The organism is Chitinophaga sp. SVR4-12A, from assembly GCF_056754765.1.
Genome location: NZ_JBPGWP010000002.1, coordinates 126450 through 150631 on the forward strand (window position 1 = coordinate 126450; position 24182 = coordinate 150631).

The 24182-nt window shown below is 49.9% G+C and carries 19 protein-coding genes; 12 read left to right on the forward strand and 7 right to left on the reverse strand.

All coding sequences use genetic code 11. The features are described from left to right. Position 1: 1 nt before the first annotated feature. Complete coding sequence (locus tag ACR9Y8_RS26765) at positions 2-1426, forward strand: APC family permease (protein WP_481216363.1); 1425 nt, start codon at positions 2-4, stop codon at positions 1424-1426. Here the strand turns inward: ACR9Y8_RS26765 and ACR9Y8_RS26770 are convergent. Both ACR9Y8_RS26770 and ACR9Y8_RS26775 read right to left on the reverse strand, forming a co-directional pair. Continuing rightward, a complete protein-coding gene (locus ACR9Y8_RS26770; protein WP_481216364.1) occupies positions 1421-2521 on the reverse strand; it encodes a Gfo/Idh/MocA family protein in 1101 nt (366 codons plus the stop codon). The two genes, ACR9Y8_RS26765 and ACR9Y8_RS26770, sit on opposite strands and share 6 nt — an antisense overlap. 220 nt (positions 2522-2741) lie before the next feature. Further along, positions 2742-3800 carry a saccharopine dehydrogenase family protein gene (locus tag ACR9Y8_RS26775; RefSeq protein WP_481216365.1) on the reverse strand — a complete coding sequence of 353 codons (1059 nt, stop codon included), beginning with the start codon at positions 3798-3800 and terminating at the stop codon, positions 2742-2744. Between the two features lie 246 nt (positions 3801-4046). On the opposite strand from ACR9Y8_RS26775, the gene ACR9Y8_RS26780 reads away from it, so the two are divergent. After that, positions 4047-5279: a hybrid sensor histidine kinase/response regulator gene (locus ACR9Y8_RS26780; protein WP_481216366.1), complete on the forward strand. Its 1233-nt coding sequence runs from the start codon at positions 4047-4049 to the stop codon at positions 5277-5279. Between the two features lie 274 nt (positions 5280-5553). Here the strand turns inward: ACR9Y8_RS26780 and ACR9Y8_RS26785 are convergent, their stop codons facing one another. Next, positions 5554-5976, reverse strand: a complete 423-nt coding sequence (locus ACR9Y8_RS26785) for a winged helix-turn-helix transcriptional regulator (protein WP_481216367.1) — start codon at positions 5974-5976, stop codon at positions 5554-5556. Between the two features lie 133 nt (positions 5977-6109). Between ACR9Y8_RS26785 and ygiD the strand changes: the two genes are divergently transcribed. Then, the gene (gene ygiD, locus ACR9Y8_RS26790; RefSeq protein ID WP_481216368.1) at positions 6110-6943 is read left to right on the forward strand and encodes a 4,5-DOPA-extradiol-dioxygenase; all 834 of its coding nucleotides are present in this window, start codon (positions 6110-6112) and stop codon (positions 6941-6943) included. A 24-nt stretch (positions 6944-6967) separates the two neighbouring features. Here ygiD and ACR9Y8_RS26795 read toward each other — a convergent pair whose 3' ends face one another. The 3 genes from ACR9Y8_RS26795 to ACR9Y8_RS26805 all read right to left on the reverse strand — a co-directional run bounded on the left by ACR9Y8_RS26795 (position 6968) and on the right by ACR9Y8_RS26805 (position 10759). Further along, positions 6968-7264, reverse strand: coding sequence for a hypothetical protein (locus ACR9Y8_RS26795; protein WP_481216369.1), 297 nt, complete (start codon positions 7262-7264; stop codon positions 6968-6970). Positions 7265-7418: 154 nt separating this feature from the next. After that, the gene (locus ACR9Y8_RS26800) at positions 7419-9800 is read right to left on the reverse strand and encodes an ABC transporter permease (RefSeq protein WP_481216370.1); all 2382 of its coding nucleotides are present in this window, start codon (positions 9798-9800) and stop codon (positions 7419-7421) included. A 140-nt stretch (positions 9801-9940) separates the two neighbouring features. Next, positions 9941-10759, reverse strand: coding sequence for an SDR family oxidoreductase (locus tag ACR9Y8_RS26805; protein WP_481216371.1), 819 nt, complete (start codon positions 10757-10759; stop codon positions 9941-9943). 80 nt (positions 10760-10839) lie between these two features. Here ACR9Y8_RS26805 and ACR9Y8_RS26810 point away from each other — a divergent pair, with 80 nt between their 5' ends. After that, positions 10840-11205, forward strand: coding sequence for a winged helix-turn-helix transcriptional regulator (locus ACR9Y8_RS26810; protein ID WP_481216372.1), 366 nt, complete (start codon positions 10840-10842; stop codon positions 11203-11205). A gap of 143 nt (positions 11206-11348) precedes the next feature. On the opposite strand, the gene msrA is transcribed toward ACR9Y8_RS26810, so the two are convergent. Then, the gene (gene msrA / locus ACR9Y8_RS26815) at positions 11349-11969 is read right to left on the reverse strand and encodes a peptide-methionine (S)-S-oxide reductase MsrA (RefSeq protein ID WP_481216373.1); all 621 of its coding nucleotides are present in this window, start codon (positions 11967-11969) and stop codon (positions 11349-11351) included. Positions 11970-12103: 134 nt separating this feature from the next. Between msrA and ACR9Y8_RS26820 the strand changes: the two genes are divergently transcribed. The 8 genes from ACR9Y8_RS26820 to ACR9Y8_RS26855 all read left to right on the forward strand — a co-directional run bounded on the left by ACR9Y8_RS26820 (position 12104) and on the right by ACR9Y8_RS26855 (position 24182). Beyond that, complete coding sequence (locus ACR9Y8_RS26820) at positions 12104-14215, forward strand: endonuclease MutS2 (RefSeq protein ID WP_481216374.1); 2112 nt, start codon at positions 12104-12106, stop codon at positions 14213-14215. A 116-nt stretch (positions 14216-14331) separates the two neighbouring features. Continuing rightward, positions 14332-14763, forward strand: a complete 432-nt coding sequence (locus ACR9Y8_RS26825) for a MarR family winged helix-turn-helix transcriptional regulator (protein ID WP_481216375.1) — start codon at positions 14332-14334, stop codon at positions 14761-14763. A gap of 181 nt (positions 14764-14944) precedes the next feature. Next, complete coding sequence (locus ACR9Y8_RS26830) at positions 14945-15826, forward strand: helix-turn-helix domain-containing protein (protein ID WP_481216376.1); 882 nt, start codon at positions 14945-14947, stop codon at positions 15824-15826. Positions 15827-16139: 313 nt separating this feature from the next. Continuing rightward, positions 16140-17321 carry an efflux RND transporter periplasmic adaptor subunit gene (locus tag ACR9Y8_RS26835; RefSeq protein WP_481216377.1) on the forward strand — a complete coding sequence of 394 codons (1182 nt, stop codon included), beginning with the start codon at positions 16140-16142 and terminating at the stop codon, positions 17319-17321. 76 nt (positions 17322-17397) lie between these two features. Next, complete coding sequence (locus tag ACR9Y8_RS26840; protein WP_481216378.1) at positions 17398-20574, forward strand: efflux RND transporter permease subunit; 3177 nt, start codon at positions 17398-17400, stop codon at positions 20572-20574. Positions 20575-20596: 22 nt separating this feature from the next. Beyond that, positions 20597-22009 carry an efflux transporter outer membrane subunit gene (locus ACR9Y8_RS26845; protein ID WP_481216379.1) on the forward strand — a complete coding sequence of 471 codons (1413 nt, stop codon included), beginning with the start codon at positions 20597-20599 and terminating at the stop codon, positions 22007-22009. A gap of 368 nt (positions 22010-22377) precedes the next feature. Further along, positions 22378-22905: an RNA polymerase sigma-70 factor gene (locus tag ACR9Y8_RS26850; RefSeq protein ID WP_481216380.1), complete on the forward strand. Its 528-nt coding sequence runs from the start codon at positions 22378-22380 to the stop codon at positions 22903-22905. 80 nt (positions 22906-22985) lie between these two features. Then, positions 22986-24182: a FecR family protein gene (locus ACR9Y8_RS26855; protein WP_481216381.1), complete on the forward strand. Its 1197-nt coding sequence runs from the start codon at positions 22986-22988 to the stop codon at positions 24180-24182.

Here is a 24182-nt window from a genome sequence, read left to right on the forward strand (position 1 = left end):
AATGCCTGCCACCCCAACGCTACGCCATACCATCGGTTTTCGTGCCGCTACCTGCGTGGTTATAGGCAGCATTATCGGCTCCGGTATCTTTATGAAGCCGGCCACCATGGCCTTACAGGTGGGCTGGCCCATATGGCTGGCCCTTGTATGGGTCATTGCCGGGCTCTTCTCCCTCTTCGGCGCTTTGATCTTTGCAGAGATAGGGGCCATGCTGCCGGAGACAGGCGGGATCTATGTGTACTTCCGTTTTATGTTCGGCGATTTTGTGGCCTTCCTGTATGGCTGGGCAGCCTTTGCGGTGATTAACTCGGCCTCTGTTTCAGCGATCTCTTTCGTTTGCGCCCAGTATGCGGATTATTTTCTGCACCTGCCACGCCTGCCTGCGGCCGCAGAACAGTCCTGGGTAATACACATTCCTTACCTGGGCAATCTTTATCCCCTGCAGCAGCTGGGTGTAAAAGCCCTTGCTATCCTGCTGGTGCTGGGCCTTACCTTTCTCAATTACCTGAGCTTAAAGGCCAGCAGCACTTTACAGGTGCTGTCTACTTTTGTTAAGGTGGCGGTGATCGCTATACTGGTCATCGGTATCTTTTACTCGGGCCAGGGTAACGCTGCGCATTTCATTACGCCCGGCGCCAATGCCAAAGAAGGGTGGAGCCTGCTGGGAGGGATCATTACTGCCCTTACAGGGGCATTCATGGCCTACGACGGATGGATCAATGTGACCTTTATCGCCGGGGAGATCAGGTCGCCGCAGCGCACTATTCCACGCAGTCTGGTTACCGGACTTTTCATTTGTATTGCCGTATACCTCCTGGTCAACCAGGCTTATCTCTATGCCCTGCCGATAGATGCCATGGCGGGCGCTCAGCTGGTGGCCGCAGATGCCATTGCAGTAGCCCTGGGCGGTACGGGCAGCGCCATTGTGGCCGCTTTGATCGTGATCTGTACTTTTGGCGCGGTGAACGGCAATACCATGGCCATATCAAGGGTTACCTATGCCATGGGCAATGATGGCCTTTTCTTTCGCTGGACGGGCAAAGCGCATCCGCGTTTTCAGACGCCCGGTAATGCCCTCTGGCTGCACGGCATCTGGTCTTCCATTCTTATCTTTAGCGGCTCTTTCGACATGCTGGCGGATATGTTCACCTTTGTGGCCTGGGTGGCTTACCTGCTGGGCGCTGTGGGCCTCCTTGTCTTGCGGCGTAAGCTGCCGGATCATCCACGGCCGTATAAAACATGGGGCTATCCGGCAGTGCCCTTGCTGTTTATTGCCTTTGCAGCCTTTTATGTGATCAGCACCATCTGGAATGATATCAGCCTGTATGCAGCCGGAAAAACAGCGGTGATCAACTCCCTGTTGGGACTGCTGATCACCGCGCTGGGAATTCCCCTTTATTTATATTTCCGGAAAAAGCATTTATAGGTTTACCCGTTGTCCGCTGGCCGCGCATTTATAGATCGCCTCTACAATGCGGATGTCTCTCAGTCCTTCCTCGCCAGGCACCAGCATGGGCTTGCCTTCCATAATGGACAGGGAATTGTCGTCCATCTGCTTGGCCTGCTGGAAAGGTACTTCGTAGGGGTGGTTGATCTCGCCCAGCGGACTGCTTCCTTTTACGCCGTTATAGGCAGAGTAGGGGGCCAGTTTGATCACGCCTTTTTCACAGGTAATGTCCATGAAATTAACGTTCTCTCCAAAGCTGGTTTTGATATTGGCCAGCACGCCTCCGGGAAATTCAAGGGTGGCCACCGTGGTTTCATCCAATCCATTCTTGTAGATCTCGGGCCGGGTGGTAGAGGTCTTGGCAGATACGATGGCTACCGGCTCCATGCCGCTGCCCAGTCTTGCACCTTGTATGGCGTATACGCCCATATCATAGAGCACGCCGCCACCCATGGCCTTTTGCTGCTTCCAGTGGTTAGTACGGTTATCGCGGTACCCGGCGGCGCAGTCTACCTGCTTTACCTTGCCCAGCAAATGCTTGCTGACAATTCGGCGGTATTCCTGCGTATTCGGCTCATGATGCAGCCTGTAGCCTATGGCGAGCGATCTTTTGTTCTTGCGGCAGGCATCTATCATTTCCTGGCATTCCCGGGCGGTCATGGCCATTGGTTTTTCGCACCATACGTGCTTGCCTGCATTGGCTGCCCGTACGCTGTATTCTTTATGCATAGAGGGCGGCAGTACTACATATACTACGTCAATGTCCGGGTTGTTGGCGATCTGGTCGAAGTTCTGGTAATTATAGATATTTTTGTCAGGGATGTTGTACTTCTTTTTCCAGGCCTCTGCTTTGGAGGGCGTGCCGGTCACGATCCCGGCCAGGTAACAGTGTTTGGTTTGCTGCAGGGCAGGGGCCAGCAAATCGGTACTGTAATAACCCAGCCCTACCAGGGCAACTCCCAGGCGATCTTTCCGTGGCCGGGCAGCAGATAAGAGGGAACCAGGAGAAAGCATAATAGCGCCGCCGCCAAGGGCCAGCGTCTTTAAGACGTCTCTGCGGGAAATAAGTGTCATGTGTTACTGTTTTACGTGGTTTTAAAATGGATGATGCTTAGACCGGTTGCTTTGTATCAAAAGGGTAGGTAGTGAAGATAGCAAAAGCATGGATATATTTCATGTCAATTATATACCGGTCATATATCGATATAGTAACTCTTATAAGAGATACTATATCGTTACTATATCGTTACTATATCGTTACTTTATCCGGGGATGTAAGTGCAATAATGCGGCCTTACACCAGCTCCCGGTGCACGCCGGGGATCTCCATTATCAGGTTTTCTCCATATGCGGTGGAAGGGGTGTGGTACCCGGTCTTAAAATTGCCCGCCAATACTTTTTGCGTGATCAGCAGCACCGTATAAGCCGTAACATCATAGGCTTCGGGGGTACGCATGCGGGCTGTCACCTGCTGTCCTTTGGCATTGGTTACCTGTCCCCAGATAAGGCTCACCGCCTGGTTACGGGTATTGTCATCAGGGCCGGGCGCACGCCGGTCTATCTGCCGTTTCACGAAGTTGCGGACTGCAGGTTTACGCAATAGCCAGTTGAACATGTTCTGGGCCTTCAGCAGCTGCCAGGCGGCTACCGGTACATGCGTATAGGATTGTATGTTAGGAATGCCCGTACTGTACCAGGCCGTTGCCACATCGCCCCAGGGAAGGCTCATCACAAACAGCTTTTTTACGCCAAAGTCTACCTGCATGCCGCGCTTACCCAAAGGCTCCGGTACCAGCTTGCCCTTTACCCGCACCATGCTGGGCAATCCCATTTTTTGTATAGAGTTTACAGCAGTGCCGTGGGAGAGGCCACTGCCCAGTATCGCAAATGCCAGCTTCAGTTCCAGCGCGTCTGGCAGGGCTTTTTTAAGGAATTGTGCAAGGCAGTCCGTAGGCACCACATCAAAACCGGCGCCAGGCAGCAGCATGATATTGGCTGCTTTTGCTGCCTCGTCCCGTTTATGCAATTGCTCGAAGATATCCGGGTCGCCATTGAGGTCAATATAATGGGTGCCGGTACGCAAACATGCGTCTACCATCTGTCTGGCCGTAAAATCATAAGGCCCTGCTGCATGCACTACGATCTTTACTTCCCGCAGGGCGGCTTCCAGGCCGGGAGCATCATTGAGGTCGATTACTTTATAGGGAAGGTTCAGTTTGGCAGCCAGCGGCGCTAAAGCTGCTTCCCGCCTGCCGGCCAGGATGGGCTGCAGGCCATATTGTGTTGCATAGCGGGCAATCAGCTCGCCTGTATATCCATAAGCGCCGTACAGCAGAAAAGTATTCGGTTGCATCGTGGTAAAGTACAAAATTCTCAAAAAAAATGGTCAAAATGCAAATTTGTTGATTTAGATCAACTTTTTTTATAAAACAGCTACTTACATTTGCTAAATCAAATTGAAAGCGGCTTTCAAAGTATAATAACCGGATTGTAACATGTTACCCACGTATCTTTTAATTGAAACGAACAACGAAAAACTGGAGTACTATTTACGAATGAATTGATCCCATTATTCACTTTTTAAACCAACCCATATCGTATGCTAAAACTTCTCAGGCAACTGGGCAGCAGGAACCTGCTATTGCAAACTATCCGCACCCTTGAACAGGAACAACTCGAGCTGAACCGCCGGCACGAAGCTATTGAAAAGACTTGTCTTGAACAAAAGGCGTGCCTGCGTGAAGCCTTTCATGAACTACGTAATGGCATCCACGTTATTGCAGGCAACAGCGCCCTGCTTTCTAAATGGACGGAGGGGACTCAGCTACCGGAGCGGGCCATTCGCCTGGCGCGCAACATCCGCGAAGCCTCCCGTAATATGATACATTTCCTGGACGCCGGTTTACAGCTGACTAAACCGGAAGGCGCCTGGCAACCGCATTGGGAAGCGCTGCATATCAGGCCGTGGCTGGAGAAAGTGATCGGCGCCTACCACTATCAGGCGGCTGAAAAGCAGCTGAGGATCCAGTGCAATATGGCGCAAAGCTTTCCCGCCTTTATAGAGATGGATATCATGCTGCTACGGCAGATCGTTTGCAACCTGCTGCACAATGCGATTAAGTTTAGTCCCTCGGGTAACCGTATCCGTATAGACTGCTTTGAAGGCAGCCATGAATGGACCATGGTCTTTATTAATAAGGCTCCGGCCATCAGCAATGAACAGCTGCAAAATATCTTCGAGCCCTTTTATACCCTGGGCCATCCTGAAAGCAACACAGGCCTGGGGCTGACCATCACGCGCAAATATGTGGATATGCTGGGAGGAACGATCAAGGCAGCGTGTATCAAAGACCAGTTCATGGTATGGCTGCGCTTACCCATGAAAGCGGGCAATGAACAGCCGGCGCAGCCACTGGTGCTGAAACGGCCTGAACATATCCCCGTTATCCACAGCGGGCGTAAAGTACTGGTAGTGGAAGACAACCCGCTGAGCCAGCGCCTGATCTGTAACTACCTCCATGAAGTAGGCCTGCGGCAGATCGCGGTAGTGACACATGCGGCAGAGGCGCTGCGCCTGGCCAGGCTGTTAAAACCTGACCTGGTGTTTATGGATGTGCACCTGCCCGATCAGAATGGTGTTGAAACAATGCAGTCCCTGCGCGCCTTACTGAAAGACACGCCGCTTATTGCCATGACAGGAGATAAAGATCTTTCAGGCAATGCCCCCCTGCTGGAGGCAGGCGCGAGCGAATACATGCTCAAGCCTTTTAATCTGCAGCAGATCGCCGGTATCGTTCAGAAATATCTTGATTTTGCCGCTAAAGACAATTAGGAGGGATAACAAAGCCTCTCCCATGCAGTTGCTTCCGGAATCAGCAGCATGGGGGAGGCTGTGGTTAGTTGTTAGTCGTTAGTTGTCAGTTGTCAGTCGTTAGTCGTTAGTTGTCAGTTGTCAGTTGTCAGTCGTTAGTGGTTACTCTTTAACACCCATTGCCATCTACTAACGACTAATGACTTACGACTAACGACTAATGACTAATGACTTACGACTGACAACTGACAACTGACAACTAACGACTAATGACTTACGACTAACGACTAATAACTCATTTCTTTTTCGCAAATTGTTTCCTGGCGGCTACTATCGCATCCATGTTCATACTGGACCAGGTAGCCAGTTCTAATATCTTTTCCAGCAAACTTCTGCCCAGGGGCGTTAACCAATACTCTACCCGGGGCGGGATCTCCTGGTACATCTTTCTTTCCACCAGCCCGTTCTCTTCCAGCGAGCGTAAGGTGACGGTGAGCATCCGTTGAGATATGCCTTCCACCATTTCCTTCAGTTCATTGAAGCGTAGCTTCTCCCGCTTGCCTAATGCGAGGATCGTAAATATTGACCATTTGTCTGCAAAGTGCCCCAATATATCCTTCACGGGGCAAAACTGCATAGACCCACGATCAGGAGAGAAGATTTTATTGACCCGCTCCTCTATGTCAAGATATTGATTATCAGTTTTAGTTACTGCCATGTGCCTTGGTTGTGATGGTGTGCCCTCTTGGGGATTAGCCGGTTACTATTTAATTTTGAGTTACGAAAAGTAACTTAAAGGTACAGCATTGAACCGGAAAGACTTCATAAAAAATCTTACAGGAGTAACAGCTATGATATCATTACAATCGTTCAGGAATTTTACCGAGGGGCTGAACGAACAGGGCCACAAGATGCCGGTATTATTCATCGGCCATGGTTCTCCCATGAATGGCATTGAGGATAACGAATTCAGCCGCCGCTGGGCGCAGATGGGCAGGGAGATCCCGACCCCCGCCGCCGTACTGGTGGTATCTGCCCACTGGCTGACCCGTGGCACCCATATTACAGCGATGGAGCAGCCCAAGACCATCCATGATTTCGGTGGGTTTCCCAAGGCATTGTACGATGTACAGTACCCGGCGCCCGGCTCCCCGGAACTGGCAAAGGCCACACAGCAACTGATCACTTCAACAAACGTTGGCCTGGATCACGATTGGGGCCTGGATCATGGCGCCTGGACCATCATCCGCCACATGTATCCCAATGCCAATATACCCGTGCTCCAGCTGAGCATAGACTATCATCAGCCGCCGCAATATCATTACGAGCTGGCGAAGGAACTGGCTGCCCTTCGCAGAAAAGGCGTGCTGATCATCGGCAGCGGTAACATGGTGCATAATCTCAGGATGGTGGCGTGGGACAAGGCAGATCAGCCGGAATACGGATACGACTGGTCTATCGAGATGAACACGCTCTTTAAAAAGCATATCAGCGATGGTAATCACCCTGCATTGATCGATTATGAAAAGCTAGGTAAATCGGCTAAGCTGGCCGTTCCAACACCGGACCATTATTATCCGCTGCTGTATACGCTGGCGTTACAGGAAAAGAATGATCAGCCGCTTTTCTTCAATGATAAAGTGGTGATGGGGTCGCTGACCATGACCTCTGTAAAGATCGGATAGGATACGGTGTTGTAAGGCACCGCGCTAGTGGTTCCTCGTATAAAGATAAATGGCTACCGCTATACTTAACAGTATAATGGCGATGATCACCCAGCCCTGGGTGCGTGGTTTCCTGACGGCGTCTATCAGTCCCCTGGAAGCCAGTAATGCTTCCACATTTGCCTTTGCAAGGCGCAGGGAGTACCTGATGCCGGTTTGCTGATGCTTTTGATCCCAATAATACCTGATGCCATGCAATAGGCCTTTACGTAGACAGATCTCGACGGTCTTTTCCTCAATAGCGCTGTTGATGCTCTCAGTGGTTGTTGACTGCTCAAGCATAGTAGATCAGTTTTAACGTGGTGGTAACAGCTTGTTTCGCGCTATAATATAGGCATTTTCCCGTTCTTATCTTGATTTTAGCGGGTGATTTTTAAGGTGTTGTAACGCGTGATGTTTTTTTGAGAACTGTATCGCGCTGCATATCTGCTGCTCCCTATTCTGCCCGCAGTATTTTTGCAGGATTGGCCATGGCAGCGCGGTACGTCTGAATGCCGACGGTAAGCACCCCTGTGATGAACAGGCTGCCGGCGCTCAGCAGGAAGATCCAGGCGCCCAGGCTGGGATGATACGTGAAGATATTCAGGAACAGTGAGCCCAGGAAAGCGCCCAGCGGCATGGCAATGGCAGCTGCGATGAGGATCAGCTTTAAGAAGCTCCACGACAAAAGGCCCATGACCTGCGCCACGCTGGCGCCCATTACTTTCCGCACGCCTACTTCCTTTGTACGTTTTTCGGTGTTGTAAGTTACTACACCCAGCAGGCCCAGTGCAGCGATCACAAATACAACAGCTACCAGCGTGCAGAATAATTTCAGGTCTTCATTTGCGAGGTAATTTTCGTAGAGCTGTTGTTCATACCAGGCATATTTAAAAGGCTCGTAAGGGTAAAAACGCTTCCAGATCCGCTCCAGCGCATTGCTCAGGGCTTCTTGCTGTACGCCTGGCTGCACCTGTAAAGAAAGCAGACGGAAGGCCTGGGGCTCGTAGTCCAGCACCAGCGGAGATACCGGCAATTCGTACTGCATAAAGCTAAAATTCTTTACTACTCCTGTTACCAGCATTTCACTGCTGTCCACTAAAATAGTTTTGCCGATGGCGGCCTTCGCATTACCCAGTCCAAGTGCTTGCACGGCTTTCTCGTTGATCACGGCGAATTGGCCTTTGCCGCTATCCCTGCTCAGCGGCGGAAGATTGCCGCCTGCAACAAAGTGCAGCTGCATGTTGTCGATAAAGTTTGCATCTGTTGAATATCTGAACGCATCATGCAAACCGATCCCTGCTTTCTGTTGTTCGTAGCTGCTGATCTTGATCCTGGCGGCGGCCTGATTGAGTGCGGCAGAGGCCATGCCTATGCGTTGCACACCTGCTTCACGCGCCATTTCGTTTACCAGTAACCGGTAGTTACTATTGGGGGCCAGTTCAATGTTCAGGATATTTTTGCGGTTATAGTTTTCATTATCGGTTGCCATATACCTGAACTGGCTGTACATGGTGGCCGTGAAGATCATGAACACCAGCGACACCACGAACTGGATCACGATCAGTGTTTTCCGGATCCCTATTTTGCCAAAGCTGGCGGGCATCAGCGTGCCCCTGAGTATTTGTATGGGCTTATAGGCAGACAGGATACGGGCCGGCAGTATGCCTGCTACTAAACCGGTCAGCAGGGCAAATACGACAAAGAATACCCACAACAGCCGGGTGTGCTGTACTTCCCATGTAAGCCAGCCCGCATGGATGAACGTTTGCATGCATAAGAGCCCCAGGTAACCCACGCCCAATGCCAGCAATGAAATGATCGCCGTCTCGAGCAGGAACTGCATCACCAGTTGCCCGCGCCTTGCGCCAGTCACTTTTCTTACCCCCACTTCACGGGCCCTGCCCAGCGAGTGCGTAAGCGTGAGGTTAACATAGTTGAACCCTGCCAGTGACACGATCACTATCGCCATAATGATATTGACCAGTACTTTGAAAAAAGGCTCTACATAAGGGTTATTGTAGATGGTCTCAAATGAAGGAGAGATCCGGCTTACCAGTTGTTTACGGAACGCATACGCTTTAACTGCCTTCTGGTCAGCGTATGGCCTGCTGGCCCTGGCAGCATTGGCCAGCGCCCTGTCCAGCGCCTCAGGCCGGGTATGCTCACTCAGCAGCACATAGGTGCCTGCGCTGTAGTTCAGCCAGTCGTCCTGGGCAACCCCGGGGTGCAGCAGCGGATAAGTAGACATAGACACCACCAGGTCAGATTCCAGGTGGGTCTTTTTGCCTTTCAATGGAGCAAACACGCCGCTAATCGTAAAGGTGCCTAATTCCCGTTGGGTTAATGTTTTGCCTACCGGATCTTCTGCGCCGAAATATCGTTCTGCTGTTTCATGCGTGAGCACCACGGTATAGGGTGCAAGGGCGGGCCGCCCTTTTTCCAGCGGGAACCCAAATATGCTGAAGTAGTCGGGATCTACATATAAACCGCTAACCGGTAATGATTTTTTGCTGTTGCTCAATGTTCCGTTAAAGTCCCTTATCACGCGCGCTACCCGTTCAATGCCGCTTTCGCTGTTCCGCAGCTTTTCTGCCAGGGGCAGGGCAACAGTGGCCAGGGCAAAGGTTTTATCATCCTTATTGGTAACGTCAGCGATAATACGGTAGGTACGGTCAGGGTAGGGGTGAAAACGGTCTTTTTCAAAGCTGCTCTGCACCTGTATCAGGATCAACAGGCAGAAGGCCATGGCCATACCCAGGCCTACTACATTGATCAATGTAAATAATTTGTGCTTCCACAGGTTGCGCAGGGCAACTTTGAAATAGTTCTTCAGCATAGCGGTAGACTAAAAGTACTGATCCTGTCAAATAAGTATGCCATTTTATTTCAGGCTCATTATCAGGTACTTGGATTTTGCTGAATGTCCGCTTCCGGTACAGTATTGTGCGTTTCCGGTACAGTTGTTTAGCTGGCAGCTTAGGCAAAGAGAGCGCCTGCCTTTTCCAGGTATTCCTCTATCGGCATGGAGTTCCGCATAGCCATCAGGTGATTGCCTGCCGGACCAATGACGGTGCGGAAGCGGTTGCTTTTCCCGGTGGCCAGGTCTGCCAAGACCTGCGCAATATCTTCGGTAGTTTCCGTTATGTGCTGGTCGGCATTCGCAAAAAGGTGTTTGAGTTTTGCGATCTGTTCATCATAGGCGGTGATATCCTGCTGCTCGCTAAAGCGCATATTCTGTTGAAAATTGTTACCGCTGGAGCCGCCGGGCTCAATCAGCCGGAGCGCTATGTTTAAGGGCTTCAGCTCATAGTACAGGCCTTCTGTCAGGCCTTCCAGTGCAAATTTTGACATGTTATACAGCGATCCCTGTGGTACTGCCGTTGTGATCCCCATAAAAGAGCTGACATTGATGAACATACCACCGCCATTGGCCCTGAAATGCGGCAAAAATGCGCGGATAACGTTAATAGGCCCACGTGCGTTTACGGCAAACTGCCAGTCGATATCTGCTTCTTTGGCCAGTTCCAGTGGCCCGTAGGTACCCATGCCTGCATTGTTGATCACCACGTCTATCTTCCCGAAGGCTGCGATGGCCTGGCTGCTGGCATCCTGCACCTGCTGCAGGTCGGTCACGTCGAGTTTGAAGAGGCGGATGTTATCATATTGGGTCAGCTCTGTTTCTTTTTCCGGGGTACGCATGGTGGCTGCCACATTCCATCCCAGTGCTGCAAAATATTTAGCGGCGGTTTTTCCTAAGCCTGAGCTGGTGCCTGTAATGAATACTGTCTGTTTCATGGTCTGTTTATTTTTTTCCGGTAGCGAAGGTATGCCTGATTTGGTATAACTTTGTAACCAGTATAACGGATGATACCAACATGAAAAGTGCGCATTCTATCCTCTCTAACCCGAGGAACCAGGCAGAAGAGGTGCAGGCTTTACAGGACACGATCTATGTAATAGGAGGGAAGTGGAAACTGCCGATTATCAATGCTATCTGTAATGGAGCTACGCGGTTCCGCGATATTGAGCGCAGCATCCCGGGCATTACTACCCGCATGTTGTCCAGGGAATTGAAGCAGATGGAACTGAACGGGCTGGTACAAAGGGTGGAAGATGAAGATTCGCCGATGAAGGTGGAATACAGGTCTACGGAGTACTGTAAGTCATTCGGCCATATCATCCTGGAGATGATCCGCTGGGGAAAGGCGCACCGGCAAAAGATAAAGGGAAAAAACGTATAGGGTTTGAAGTTTAAGGTTTGAAGTTTGAGGTTTGAAGTTTGAAGTTTGATGTTCAGGATAAGTTGCCCTTCAACCGGCCACTTGATCTGGACCTCTAACCTCCCACGAACTTCAAACCTCAAACTTCAAACCTCAAACGTTTTTTATTCGTGCTTTAGCTTTGCTTTAAACACTTTCTTGAACTTTTCCAGCTTCGGCCGTATCACATAGTAGCAGTAAGACTGCGAACCGTTCTGGTTATAATAGTCCTGGTGATAGTTCTCCGCCACATAGAAGTTCTTTAAGGGAGAGATCTCCGTCACAATTGGTTTGTCGAATGCACCGGATTCCTGCAGTTTCTGCTTGTAGTACTCCGCCTTTTTGTGCTGATCTTCATTATGATAGAAGATAACAGAGCGGTACTGTGTACCGATATCATTACCCTGGCGGTTCAGCTGGGTGGGATCATGGCTTTGCCAGAATGCCTCCAGCAGCTCGTCGTAAGTTATCTTTGTGGTATCGTAGGTTACCTGTATCACTTCTGCGTGACCGGTAGTGCCCGTGCAAACGGCTTCATAAGAAGGGTTGGCTACAGCGCCGCCGGAGTAGCCGGATTCTACTTTCACCACACCGTCCAGGTACTGGAACTGTGCTTCCGTACACCAGAAGCAGCCGCCACCAAAAGTGGCCTTTTGCAGGTTGTTGTTCGTCACTTCCATATCATCGGGTACTTTGTCCGTGTTTGAGTGGTTGTTCTGGGCACAGGCGCTGACGGCCACAGCCATCAAACAACTTAATAATGAATATTTTAACATATGATCGTTTATTGCCGTATATGCAAATTACGATAATAGAGATGCTTTGGATTGACAAGTTAAGTAACTTTAACATTCTTTTACGTTTGACGATATAACAACGCATGAAATATTTTCCCGATTCGGCCTTAGTGCAGCTGGAGTTTGACAAGATTCAGGCATTATTACAGGAGCATTGCAAAACGGAGCTGGGCAAGCAGATGGCAGAAGAGCTCCGCCTGCATACCCATATTGATTACGTTCGTACCGCTTTGCAACAGGCGCATGAGTACAAACAGCTGGTTTTATTACAAGAACATTTTCCTAACGACGCAGTACTGAACTTGAAGAGTGAGCTGCGTCTTCTCAGCATACAGGGCGCGGTCCTGAAAGAAGATCAGTTCATGCAGGTCCGCCGCCTGGCAGAAAGCACGCACGCTATTTTCCGCTTCTTCGACAGCGACCGCCGCGTACAATATGCCGGCCTTCACGAAGTGATCGCCCACACCCACTACGAAAAAAAGATTACGGTACTGATAGACGAGGTGCTGGATGAATCTGGGCAGGTACGTGATAACGCCACCCCCGAGCTGGCCAAGATCCGTATGCAGCTGTTCCGCAAACGCACAGAGCTGCGCCGCGTATTTGACCGCATTCTCCAGAAGCTCAATAAGCAGGGCTACCTGGCGGATATAGAAGAAGCTTTCCTGAACACCCGCCGCGTAGTGGCCATTTTTGCCGAGCATAAACGCATGGTGAAAGGCATCCTGCATGGCGAGTCAGATACCCGCAAAACCGCCTTCATCGAGCCGGAAGAAACCATTGAGATCAATAACGAGGTGTTCTCTCTTGAAAGGGAGGAGCAGAAGGAAGTGTACCGCATCCTGAAAACGCTCACCTCAGATCTGAGCCAGTTTGCACCTTTGCTGGGCGGCTATCATGATATACTGGGATTGTATGATTTCATCCGGGCCAAGGCGCGCCTTGCGCTGGATATGGATGGCAACTATCCCATGATCACGCCGCATTCCCAGCTGCACCTGGTAGATGCTTACCATCCGCTGCTGCTCCTGTATAACCGCAGGAACAACAAGCCCACTATACCGGTCAACCTGACCTTAAATAAAGATCATCACATCCTGGTGATCTCCGGCCCTAATGCCGGGGGTAAGACCGTTACCCTGAAAACAGCCGGCCTTATACAATTGATGCTGCAGGCGGGACTGCTGGTACCGGTACATCCTACGTCACAGCTGGGCATTTTCCGCCAGCTGATGATCCATATCGGCGATACGCAGTCGCTCGAGTTTGAGCTGAGCACCTACAGTTCCCACCTGAAGAATATGAAATACTTCATGGAAACGGCCAACGGCAAAACCCTGTTCTTTATAGACGAACTGGGGAGCGGTTCCGATCCCAACCTGGGCGGCGCCTTTGCAGAGGTGATCATGGAGGAGCTGGCCAGGAAACATGCCTTTGGTATTGTTACCACCCATTACCTCAACCTCAAGGTAATGGCCAACAAGGTAAAGGGCATCATCAACGGCGCTATGGGTTTTGACGAAGAGAACCTGCTGCCGATGTACAAGCTCATGGTGGGTAAACCCGGTAGCTCTTACACCTTCTCCATTGCGCAGCGTATCGGACTGGATCCGGCATTGATCAACCGTGCCCGCAAGCTGGTAGACGAAGGCCATTTCCGCCTGGATAAGCTGCTGAACAAAGCAGAGCAGGACATGCAGAAGATCGAGCAGAAAGAGAAAGAGGTGCAGAAGCTTATTAAGGAGAACGAACGCCTGAAAAAGGAATACGAGATCTTAACCGACAAGGAGCGCAAGCAACAGCAGTACCAGCTGCTGAAGCTGCAGAATAAGATCCGGGAAGACGAGCTGCAGTATCTGAAGGATATGGAGCGCAAAATGAAGCAGATCCTGATCGAATGGAAACGTACCGATGATAAGCAGAAGGTGATGAAACAGGCCGAAGCCCTGCTTTTCCGCAAACGCGAAAAGCAGATCAACGAGAAGCTGGAGAAGAAGGTGAACGATAAGTTCCAGGAAGTGGGCGGCGAGGCCAAAGTAGGCGACCAGGTAAAGATCCTTAGTAATAACCAGGTAGGTAAGCTCCTGGAGATACGTGATAAAAGAGCCATTGTTAAAATAGGTAACCTGCCTATGAACGTCAAATTAGCTGACCTTGTAGTAGTGAAAGAAAGGCCTAAGGAAACGGCCAACTAAGGAATTTTCCAAAAAAAACTTGTTTAGCTAGCTAATTGTTTCTACTTTTATCCCCGGATTGTGGGGATGGGGTCAATTGTGTCCATCCGGATATAATAAAAGATAAAAACGCACGGATGAATAAGATACCGGTGTCCGAAACGGTGAGCTACCTGATCTCCCGGATCAGCAAAGCCCACCGCAACAGGGCGAATGAGCTGTTGGCAACGCTCGATCTGCACGCCGGCCAGGAGCTGTTGCTGCAACAGATCCATCAGCAGGAGGGCATTACCCTCAACGAACTGACCTGTGGTATGTGCGTGTCTGCTGTGACGGTCACCCGGACCGTAGAGCGGCTGGAAAAGAACGGCTTCGTGAAAAAGGAACGGTGTATGGCGGATCAGCGCTCCGTCAGGGTATTCCTAACCGAAAAGGGGAAGAAGGCGGTTGAAAGCATCACTGAAAAAATGTGGGAAGAACTGGAAAAAGAAACAGTAGCCAATATGTCCACCGAAGAAAGGGTACTGTTAAAGCGGTTGATGATGCAGGTGTTGAAAAACCTGACCTGATATGCTTAGCTAGCTAAATACTTATCTAGTAAATAATTTCTAAAAAATGCTGGAAGGATGGTTTAGATTTGCGGTACTATGTGAGTGTATTCTGTACTTGTTATCCGAATCGAATCGAAATCGTTGGTGAGGCCGCCTTTAAAAGATCCACCTGCATTACAAACCACAAAAACCGTATGAGATGAAGAACAATGTGTTAATACCCGTATACAACATCAGTGAATTCGCGAAGAAGGATGCAGATGCGATAGAAGGTTTTACCATTGGGCGGAATGCGAATTCGATGGGAGCAAGTATGCATCCCCATCGTCATACAGGATTTACCATCACCTTGTTGTTGTCTGGCCAGTTCACGCAGTATATAGACTTCGAAAAATATACTATCACGGCGCCCGCAGTGGTGCTGCTTGCGCCCGACCAGGTGCATCAGCATGAAGAACAGCAAACGCCTTATGAATCTGTGTTTATTCATTTCGATAAGGAGTTCCTGCTGGCAGAGTCACAGGGAATGCTTACCTGCTGGGCCTGCGTGTTCTATAAAAGAGCAATACCGGTAAAGGCAGCCCAGATGCAGGAGCTGATGAATTTTGCGGGGCTGATACTGAAAGAACATGGTAATGTGCGGCCGCTGCGCGAAAGCATTATCCGTAACCTGCTCAACGCTTTGATCATGTCCTGCGCGCGCCTGCCGCAACACAATGTGGCTTATATGCAGCTGGTGGATACGGCCCAGAACCGGATGGTGCGCCAGTTCAATGAACTGTCAGACCAGCACTTCCGGGATAAGACACAGGTGGCCCATTATGCAGACATGATGCACGTTACGCCCGGGCATCTGAACGATACCATCAAATCTGCCGTAGGGAAGACAGCCAAACAGGTGATCGATGAGAAAAGGATCATGGAAGCCAAGCGGCTGCTGTTCTGGGGAGAGCTGTCTGTAAAGGAGATTGCCTATCAATTGCACTTCGAGGATGACGCCTATTTTAACCGCTTTTTCAAGAAACATACCGGGCACACACCTGCCATGTTTCAGCGCAGTATCCGTGAAAAGTACAATTAATACCGCAATTTGTTAAGGAACAATGCAATCAGTCTTTATTACTTTTGCATAAGATTTATAATTATATGAAGAATTAATAAACACATACCCGTTTCCTGGTAACAGACACAATCCTTTATCCGTATAAAGTTCACCAGACGGGATTAACGGGCCATGTCGGATTTACGATACTCTTGGCTATTTCTGTTAAAACTACCACCCGATAACTGTCACTGAAACTTAAGCCTTTTTAATTGCTGCAAAGTAAAAAGGGATAATTGTGTCCTATAAAAAGGTGCTCATTCGTCTATAAATTATATAACACTATAACACCATGGAACTATTATTGAAAAAAATGATCAAAATTAAGCTACTCGGCTACATCTCCGGCATCCTGATGCTGGCTGTCGTTCTATATAGCTGTGCATCTAAGCAGGCAGGCGGACCTCCGCCGCAAGTACCGCAGCTGCCTGTTATGTCAGTTACATCAGCGCCAGCCACTACCTACCTGGAATTTCCTGCTTCGCTGGAAGGAAAGGTGAATGTAGAAGTGCGTCCGCAGGTAACCGGCTACCTGGAAAAAATATTTGTAGATGAAGGCGCTTATGTAAAAGCAGGACAGCCTTTATTTAAAATAGATGCCCGCTTGTATGCAGAGCAACTGAACAGTGCAAGCTCCAACCAGCTGGCTGCGCAGGCCAACATGGAACGCGCACAGGTAGAAGTGGATCGCCTGGCGCCACTGGTGGCCGCCAACGTAGTATCTGACGTGCAGATGAAAACAGCCAAAGCCAACCTGGAAGCTGCAAAAGCTGCCGTTGCCCAGGCAAAAGCATCAGCAGGCAGCGCCCGCATCAACGTAGGCTATACCCTGGTGACTGCACCCGTAAGCGGTTACATTGGCAGGATTCCTTACAAAATAGGCGCCCTGGTAACCAATAACGATGCGCAGCCCCTCACACTGCTGTCTGATGTACGCGAAATATATGCTTACTTCTCTATGAGTGAGCCTGATTTCATTGCTTTTAAAAACAACTTCGCTGGTAATACGCTGCAGGAGAAACTGAAACAAGCGCCCCCGGTTGAGCTGATCCTGGCAGACAATACGCCATTTGGCCAGAAAGGAAAGATCGAAACCGTAGAAGGCCAGTTCAATAAAACAACCGGCGCTATCAGCTTCCGTGCTACTTTCCCTAATGCAGACGGCATACTGCGTACCGGCAACACCGGTAAAGTAAGACTGGCACAGCACGTTCCTGCCGCCATCACAGTACCGCAGGACGCTACATTTGAAATACAGGACAAAGTGTTCGTATACACAGTAGGCGATAGCAATAAAGTAGCCAGCAGGCCTATCAGCGTTGCGGGAAAAACAGCTAACTATTACTTTGTCAGCGATGGCCTGAAAGCAGGCGAGAAGATCGTACTGTCCGGAACCGGCAGCTTAAGAGACGGCGCTGTAATTACGCCTCAGCCGGTATCAGCCGATAGTCTGTTCAAGTCAAAACCGTTGTAAGTGGCAGGCTATACTTTGTTATAAAGTATAACATGCGAAAGTCGATTTTACTTACAATCTAAAAAGTGAACTTATCATGTTAAGAAGATTTATATTAAGGCCGGTACTTTCTACGGTAGTGTCCATCATCCTGTTACTATTGGGCATTATCTCCTATTTCGCCTTACCGGTTACCTTATTCCCGGATATTGCGCCGCCCAGCGTAACAGTGACGGCTTCCTACCCCGGTGCGAACGCCGAGGTAGTGGCCCGCTCTGTGGCGAACCCGATCGAAGAAGCGGTGAACGGGGTGGAGAACATGACCTACATGACCTCCAACTCCAGTAACGATGGTAGTATGGTGCTGACTGTTTATTTCAAACAGGGAACCGATCCTGATATCGCTGCTGTAAACGTACAGAACAGGGTATCTAAAGCCACCAGCCAGTTACCTACCGAAGTGATAACAGCTGGTCTGAGCACGCAGAAAGTACAGAACGGTTTCATCATGTTCATGGGTTTGTATAGTGAAAATCCGAAGGAATACGATGAGAAATTTCTGCAAAACTATATCAAGATCAACCTGATCCCCCAGATACAACGTGTACCCGGTGTAGCACAGGCGCAGATCTTCGGCGCGAAGGACTACTCTATGCGTGTATGGTTAAAACCTGACCGTCTGGCTGCGAATAACCTTTCTCCGCAGGATGTACTGAACGCGATCAGGGATCAGAACATTGAAGCGGCCCCCGGCCGTTTGGGCGAAAGCAGCAAGGAAACCTTTGAATTCGTATTGAAATATAAAGGTAAACTGAACCTGAATGAGGACTATGAGAATATAGTGGTGAAGGCAAACAGTGATGGTTCTATGCTGCGCCTGAAAGACCTGGCGCGTATTGAATTCGGCTCACTGAACTATGGAGCGAACAACCTGCTGGATGGAAAACCGGCTGCAGGTTTTGCTATCATTCAAACCGCCGGCTCTAACGCCAGCGAGATCATTGACCAGATAGAAAAGCTGCTGGTGCCGTTCAGCGCCTCTCTTCCCAAGGGTGTGAAGACGGAGGTGATGTACAACGCCAAGGACTTCCTGGATGCTTCTATCCACCAGGTGCGTGAAACGCTAGTGATCGCCTTTATACTGGTGTTCCTTGTGGTGTTCATATTCCTGCAGGATTTCCGTTCTACCCTGATCCCGGCCATAGCCGTACCCGTGGCGATTGTAGGCACATTCTTCTTCCTGCAGCTGTTTGGTTTCAGTATCAACCTGCTTACCCTCTTCGCCCTGGTGTTGGCGATCGGTATTGTGGTGGATGATGCGATCGTGGTGGTGGAGGCCGTGCATGCCAAAATGGAGCAAACGCGATGGCCTGCAAGAAAAGCTACTTTGAAATCAATGGATGAAATATCCGGTGCGATCGTGTCTATCACCCTGGTGATGATGGCTGTGTTCATCCCGGTTGGTTTCATGCAGGGCCCTGCAGGTGTATTCTACCGGCAGTTCGCCTTTACGCTGGCCATTGCGATCATGATCTCGGCGATCAACGCCCTGACACTGAGCCCCGCTTTGTGTGCGCTGTTCTTAAAGGCCGAGCATGGCGACGACAACGGCCACGAGCATGGCAGGAAAACAGGTTTTGGAAGCCGTTTCTTTAACGCCTTCAACGCCGGTTTCCAGTCTATGACGCATCGGTATATCAAAAGCCTTGGCTTCCTGATCCGCCATAAATGGCTGTCTATCGGCATGCTGGTAATTATAACCATCGCTGCCTTTATATTGGCCCGCAGAGCGCCTACAGGATTTATTCCGACGGAAGACCAGAGCTTCGTATTGTATGCGCTGAACACGCCTCCGGGTAGCTCACTGGACAGAACGCATAAGTCTACAGAAACGCTGGACGGTATGCTTCGCCAGAACCCCGCTGTACGGCACACATGGACGGTAGATGGTTTTAACTTCATCAGTAATGCCGCCGCCTCTCCTTATGCTGCAGGTTTTATACGCCTGAAAGACATCGGTGAAAGAGGTCAGGTAAACAATATTGACCAGATCACCGGCATGATGTACGGTCCGGCAAGCCAGCTGAAAGACGCAAGCGCTTTCTTCTTCACCTTCCCCACCGTACAGGGTTTTGGTAACGTGAGTGGTTTTGAGTTCATGCTGCAGGACAGGCTGGGCCGTCCGCTGGACCAGCTGGGCCAGAATGCATGGGGCTTTATCGGGGCACTGATGCAGCGAAAAGAGATCGGCGCCGCCTTTACCACCTTCTCCGCAGGTAACCCGCAATACAGGGTGGAAGTGGATAATTTTAAAGCTAAACAGTTAGGCGTATCTATCACTGAGCTGCTGCAGACCCTGCAGATCTACTACGGTAGCAGCTATGTTTCGGATTTCAACCGCTTTGGTAAATACTATCGCGTAGTAGCACAGGCAGATGTGCCCTATCGTAACGATATCCATTCACTGGATGGTATTTATGTGAAGAATGCCCAGAATGAGATGGTGCCTGTAAAAACAATGGTCTCACTGAAACGCGTATACGGTCCTGAAACGGTAACACGTAACAACCTGTATAATGCAGTTACCATCAACGGTACACCCAAACCGGGTTACAGTACAGGTGACGCCATCAGGGCCATCGAAGAAACCGCGAAGCAGGCGCTGCCCAACGGTTACGGATATGAGTGGACAGGCGCCACCCGCGAAGAGATCAAGGCAGGTGACCAGCAGATCTACATCTTCATGCTGAGTATCATATTCGTATACTTCCTGCTGGCAGCGCAGTACGAAAGTTATGTACTGCCGCTGGCCGTTATCCTCACCATTCCAACAGGTATTCTCGGTGTATTTACCTTCATCGGTTTTGCGGGTTTGGACAACAACATCTATGTGCAGATTGGTATGATCATGTTGATAGGCTTGTTGGCGAAGAACGCGATCCTGATCGTGGAGTTTGCCGTACAACGGCGAAGGAACGGTATGGGCCTGCTTGAATCGGCCCTGGCGGGATCAAGAGCAAGGCTTCGCCCGATCCTGATGACTTCATTCGCCTTTATCGTAGGTCTGATTCCCCTGGTATTTGTGAAGAAAGGATCTGCCGTTGGTAACCACTCCATAGGCTACAGCGCCATCGGTGGTATGTTGACGGGTGTAATACTGGGTGTGTTCATTATTCCTGTGCTGTACGTTGTTTTCCAATACGTACAGGAAAGAATAACCGGCCGTGCAGGCTTGAGGGTCTACGAGGAAGAGATGGAAGAAGAAACTGTATAAGTAAACAAAATTCATGTTGTACATGCAAAAGAGACTTTTCATACCAATAATTTTTCTGATAGTTGTAGTGCTGGCAGCCTGCCGGGTGGGTCGTAATTATGAACGGCCCGCCCTGGCCCTGCCGGGACAATTCAACAGCACAGGCCAGGTCCCTTCAGACAGTAGTATTGCAGGTGTGGAATGGAGGCAGTTTTTCAAAGACCCCGTATTGGTGTCGTTGATCGATACTACCCTTAAAGGCAATTACGACCTGCAGATCGCATTGAAGAATATCGAAAGTGCGCAGGCATACGTTAAGCAGGCCAAAATGGGCTGGCTGCCTACCCTGGATATCCAGGCCAAAGCCAGCACCAGCTATCCTTCCAAGAACAGTTTGAACGGAATCAGCCTTAGCAGCTTCCTGAAAACTGATCACATCGAAGATTATAACCTGATAGCCAACCTTTCCTGGGAAATAGACGTGTGGGGTAAGATCAAACGCCAGAAGGAAGCGGCCCTGGCCGATTACCTGAACAGCTTTGAAGGCGCCCGCGCCGTACAAACACAGCTGGTAGCTGATGTGGCAAACAGCTATTATAACCTGCTCATGCTGGATGAGCAGCTGGAGATTGCCAAATACAATGTATCCCTCAGCGATTCCATCGTACAGATGATGCGTTTGCAGAAAACAGCCGGGGAGGTAACAGAACTGGCTGTTCAGCAGGCTATCTCCCAGCAGCAGACCGCTGCCCTGCTGGTGCCCCAGCTGGAGCAAGGCATCGCCATCCAGGAGAATGCCCTCAGGATCCTGGCTGGTCAGTTACCGGCTACACTGCCCCGCAGCGGTAAGCTGGAAGAGGTGCGTATGTGGGATCAGCTGTCTGCCGGTGTACCTGCAGACCTGATCAGCAAGCGTCCGGATGTAAGATCTGCAGAAGCGCAGCTGGTATCTGCCAACGCCCTGGTAGGGGTAGCGCAGGCCAGTATGTATCCTGCTTTGACCCTGACCGCTTCCGGCGGACTGAACTCCTATAAAGCCGCCAAGTGGTTTGATATCAACTCACTGACCGGTAGCGTGCTGGGAGGCATTACCCAGCCGGTGTTCCAGCGCCGTCAGCTGAAAACCCAGCTGGAAGTAGCGAGGATCCAGCGCGACCAGGCAGAGTTCCGTTTCCGTCAGCAGGCTTTAACGGCCATCGGCGAGGTGTCTAATGCCCTGGTGAAGCTGGATAAGCTGCAGACACAACGCCAGATAGCTACCGACCAGGTACAGACCCTGGGTACCGCGGTAGGACAGGCCCGCCTGCTTTTTGGCAGCGGTCTGGCTAATTACCTGGAAGTGATCACTGCCCAGAGCAATGCCCTGCAGGCACAGCTCTCCCGCGCAGATATCGTGCGCCAGCAGCTGAGCGCTTCTGTTGAGCTGTACCGCTCACTGGGCGGCGGCTGGAAATAAGCTATCAGCACATTGATTGATTATAAGCTGATTCAATAGAAAGGAACTTATTCGCTAGATTGGTAAAAGATAAAGAGCACATTGGCTTTGAATGAGACGCCGCACTTTTGTGCGGCGTTTTTCTTTTGTGCGCCCACCAAAGGTGTTAAAAAGACAATTATTTTGTAAAAAGGTACAATTGACCGTATTTTTATTATATTTGTTTATATGACAATTATTCCACGGGTCATGAAACGATAGTTGGGACTATATAAAGTTAGCGTTATGATGCCTTTTTCTTATCCCTTTATATTCGGTCAACAGTGAACATGTATGATGATAGGGCACTTGTTATTCGGCTTCATAAAGATGATGTAAGGGCCTTTGATTTGCTATACAGCAAATACTACCGGTCGCTCTACGCTTTTATCCTGAAGTACCTTAAGCTGCCACAATTGTCGGAGGATATTCTCCAGGAAGTTTTTATAAAGGTATGGGAGGTCCGCAAACAGATCATCCCGGAAAGTTCTTTCCAGGCATACCTGTATAAAATTGCCCGCAACAGGGTATACAAAGAATTTAAGAAGATGGCTGCAGAGGATGAGCACCTTCTTTTGCTGGCCGCACAGATCTCGCAATCAGCGGAAGAACCAGAGGCGAAGGCCCGCTGGAACGAATACCAGCGCATCTTTGAGAATGCAGTGGAAAGGCTTCCCGCACAGCGGAAAAGAATTTTCAGGCTTTGTCGCCTGGAGGGAAGAAGTTATGACGAAGTAGCTTCGGAATTACATATCTCTCGTAATACCGTAAAGGAACACATGGTATTGGGTACAAAATTTATCAAAGAATTTATCTTTCAATACTACCGTATAGAAAGTTTATTTATCCTGCTCGCCGCCCTGGTGCATTTAATCTAAAAAAAAATTTTATCCGGAACCACCCTCTCGTTGCAAAAACGGATATTATATAATGGAAGTATCCTAAATCTTCCTTCACTATGCGCCCTGATGAGGACTATAAAAGAACGTTGCTAAAGCTGTACCTGGAGAACAGATGCACACCTGAACAGCTCGAGGAGGTGATGGACTGGCTCCGCAGCAGCGATGCTGACCGCGTTCTGCTGGCGCAAATGAGGGACGATTTCGGGTCATCGCTGGAGGTGACTTCGTCGGCCATGAGTGAAGAACAATCCATCAGGCTTAGAAAAGAAATACTGCAAAAGATCAGGCCTGCTCCGGTGCTGGGAATAAGGTCACGAAAATGGATAGCAGCGGCTGCCGCGGCTGTTCTGATCTGCGCGGCTGCCGGGGTCCTTTATTATGCGATTCCGCGGAAGACCTCAGCTCCGCTTGCTGCACCGGGTGTAGAAATGGCTGCCGCCATCGGGCCGGCAAACAATAAGGCGGTGCTTACGCTTGCAGATGGCTCTACTGTAACACTGGACGATGCGCATAATGGAACACTGGCGCAGCAGGGAAATACACGGATCGTTAAGCAGGGTGCAAAGCTCAACTATAAAAGTGCAGGTAATGCCGGCAGCATGCTGATGTACAATACTATTGTAACGCCCCGCGGCAGCCAGTATCAGCTGGAATTGCCCGATGGTACAAAAGTATGGCTCAATGCGTCTTCTTCCCTGAAATTTCCGACAGCTTTTAATGGCGACGAAAGAAGGGTAGAGATGGTAGGAGAGGGCTATTTTGAAGTGGCTTCCGTAAAGATGAAGAACGGACATAAAAAGCCATTTATCGTAAAGGCAGGTAGCGCTGCAATAAAGGTGTTAGGCACTCATTTTAATATCATGGCCTACCAGGATGAACCGCTTGCCAAAACTACGCTGCTCGAAGGAGCGGTTAGGGTGGTGAATGGAAAAGACAGTGTTATGCTTAGCCCGGGACAGCAATCACAATTGACAAAAGAAGGGAATATACGGGTTGTTTCAAATGTAAATACAGGGGAGGACCTCGCCTGGATGAATGGCTATTTCCTGTTTGAAGACGCCGATATAGGAGCCGTAATGCGCCAGCTTTCAAGATGGTATGACGTAGATGTCGTTTACCTGTATAAAACAAATGAGCGTTTTAACGCACAGCCGTCAAGAAGTGCAAAGCTTTCAAATGTGCTCAAAGCACTGGAAATGACGGGTAAGATCCATTTCTCCGTTGAAGGCAGAACCATAAAGGTAATGCCTTAA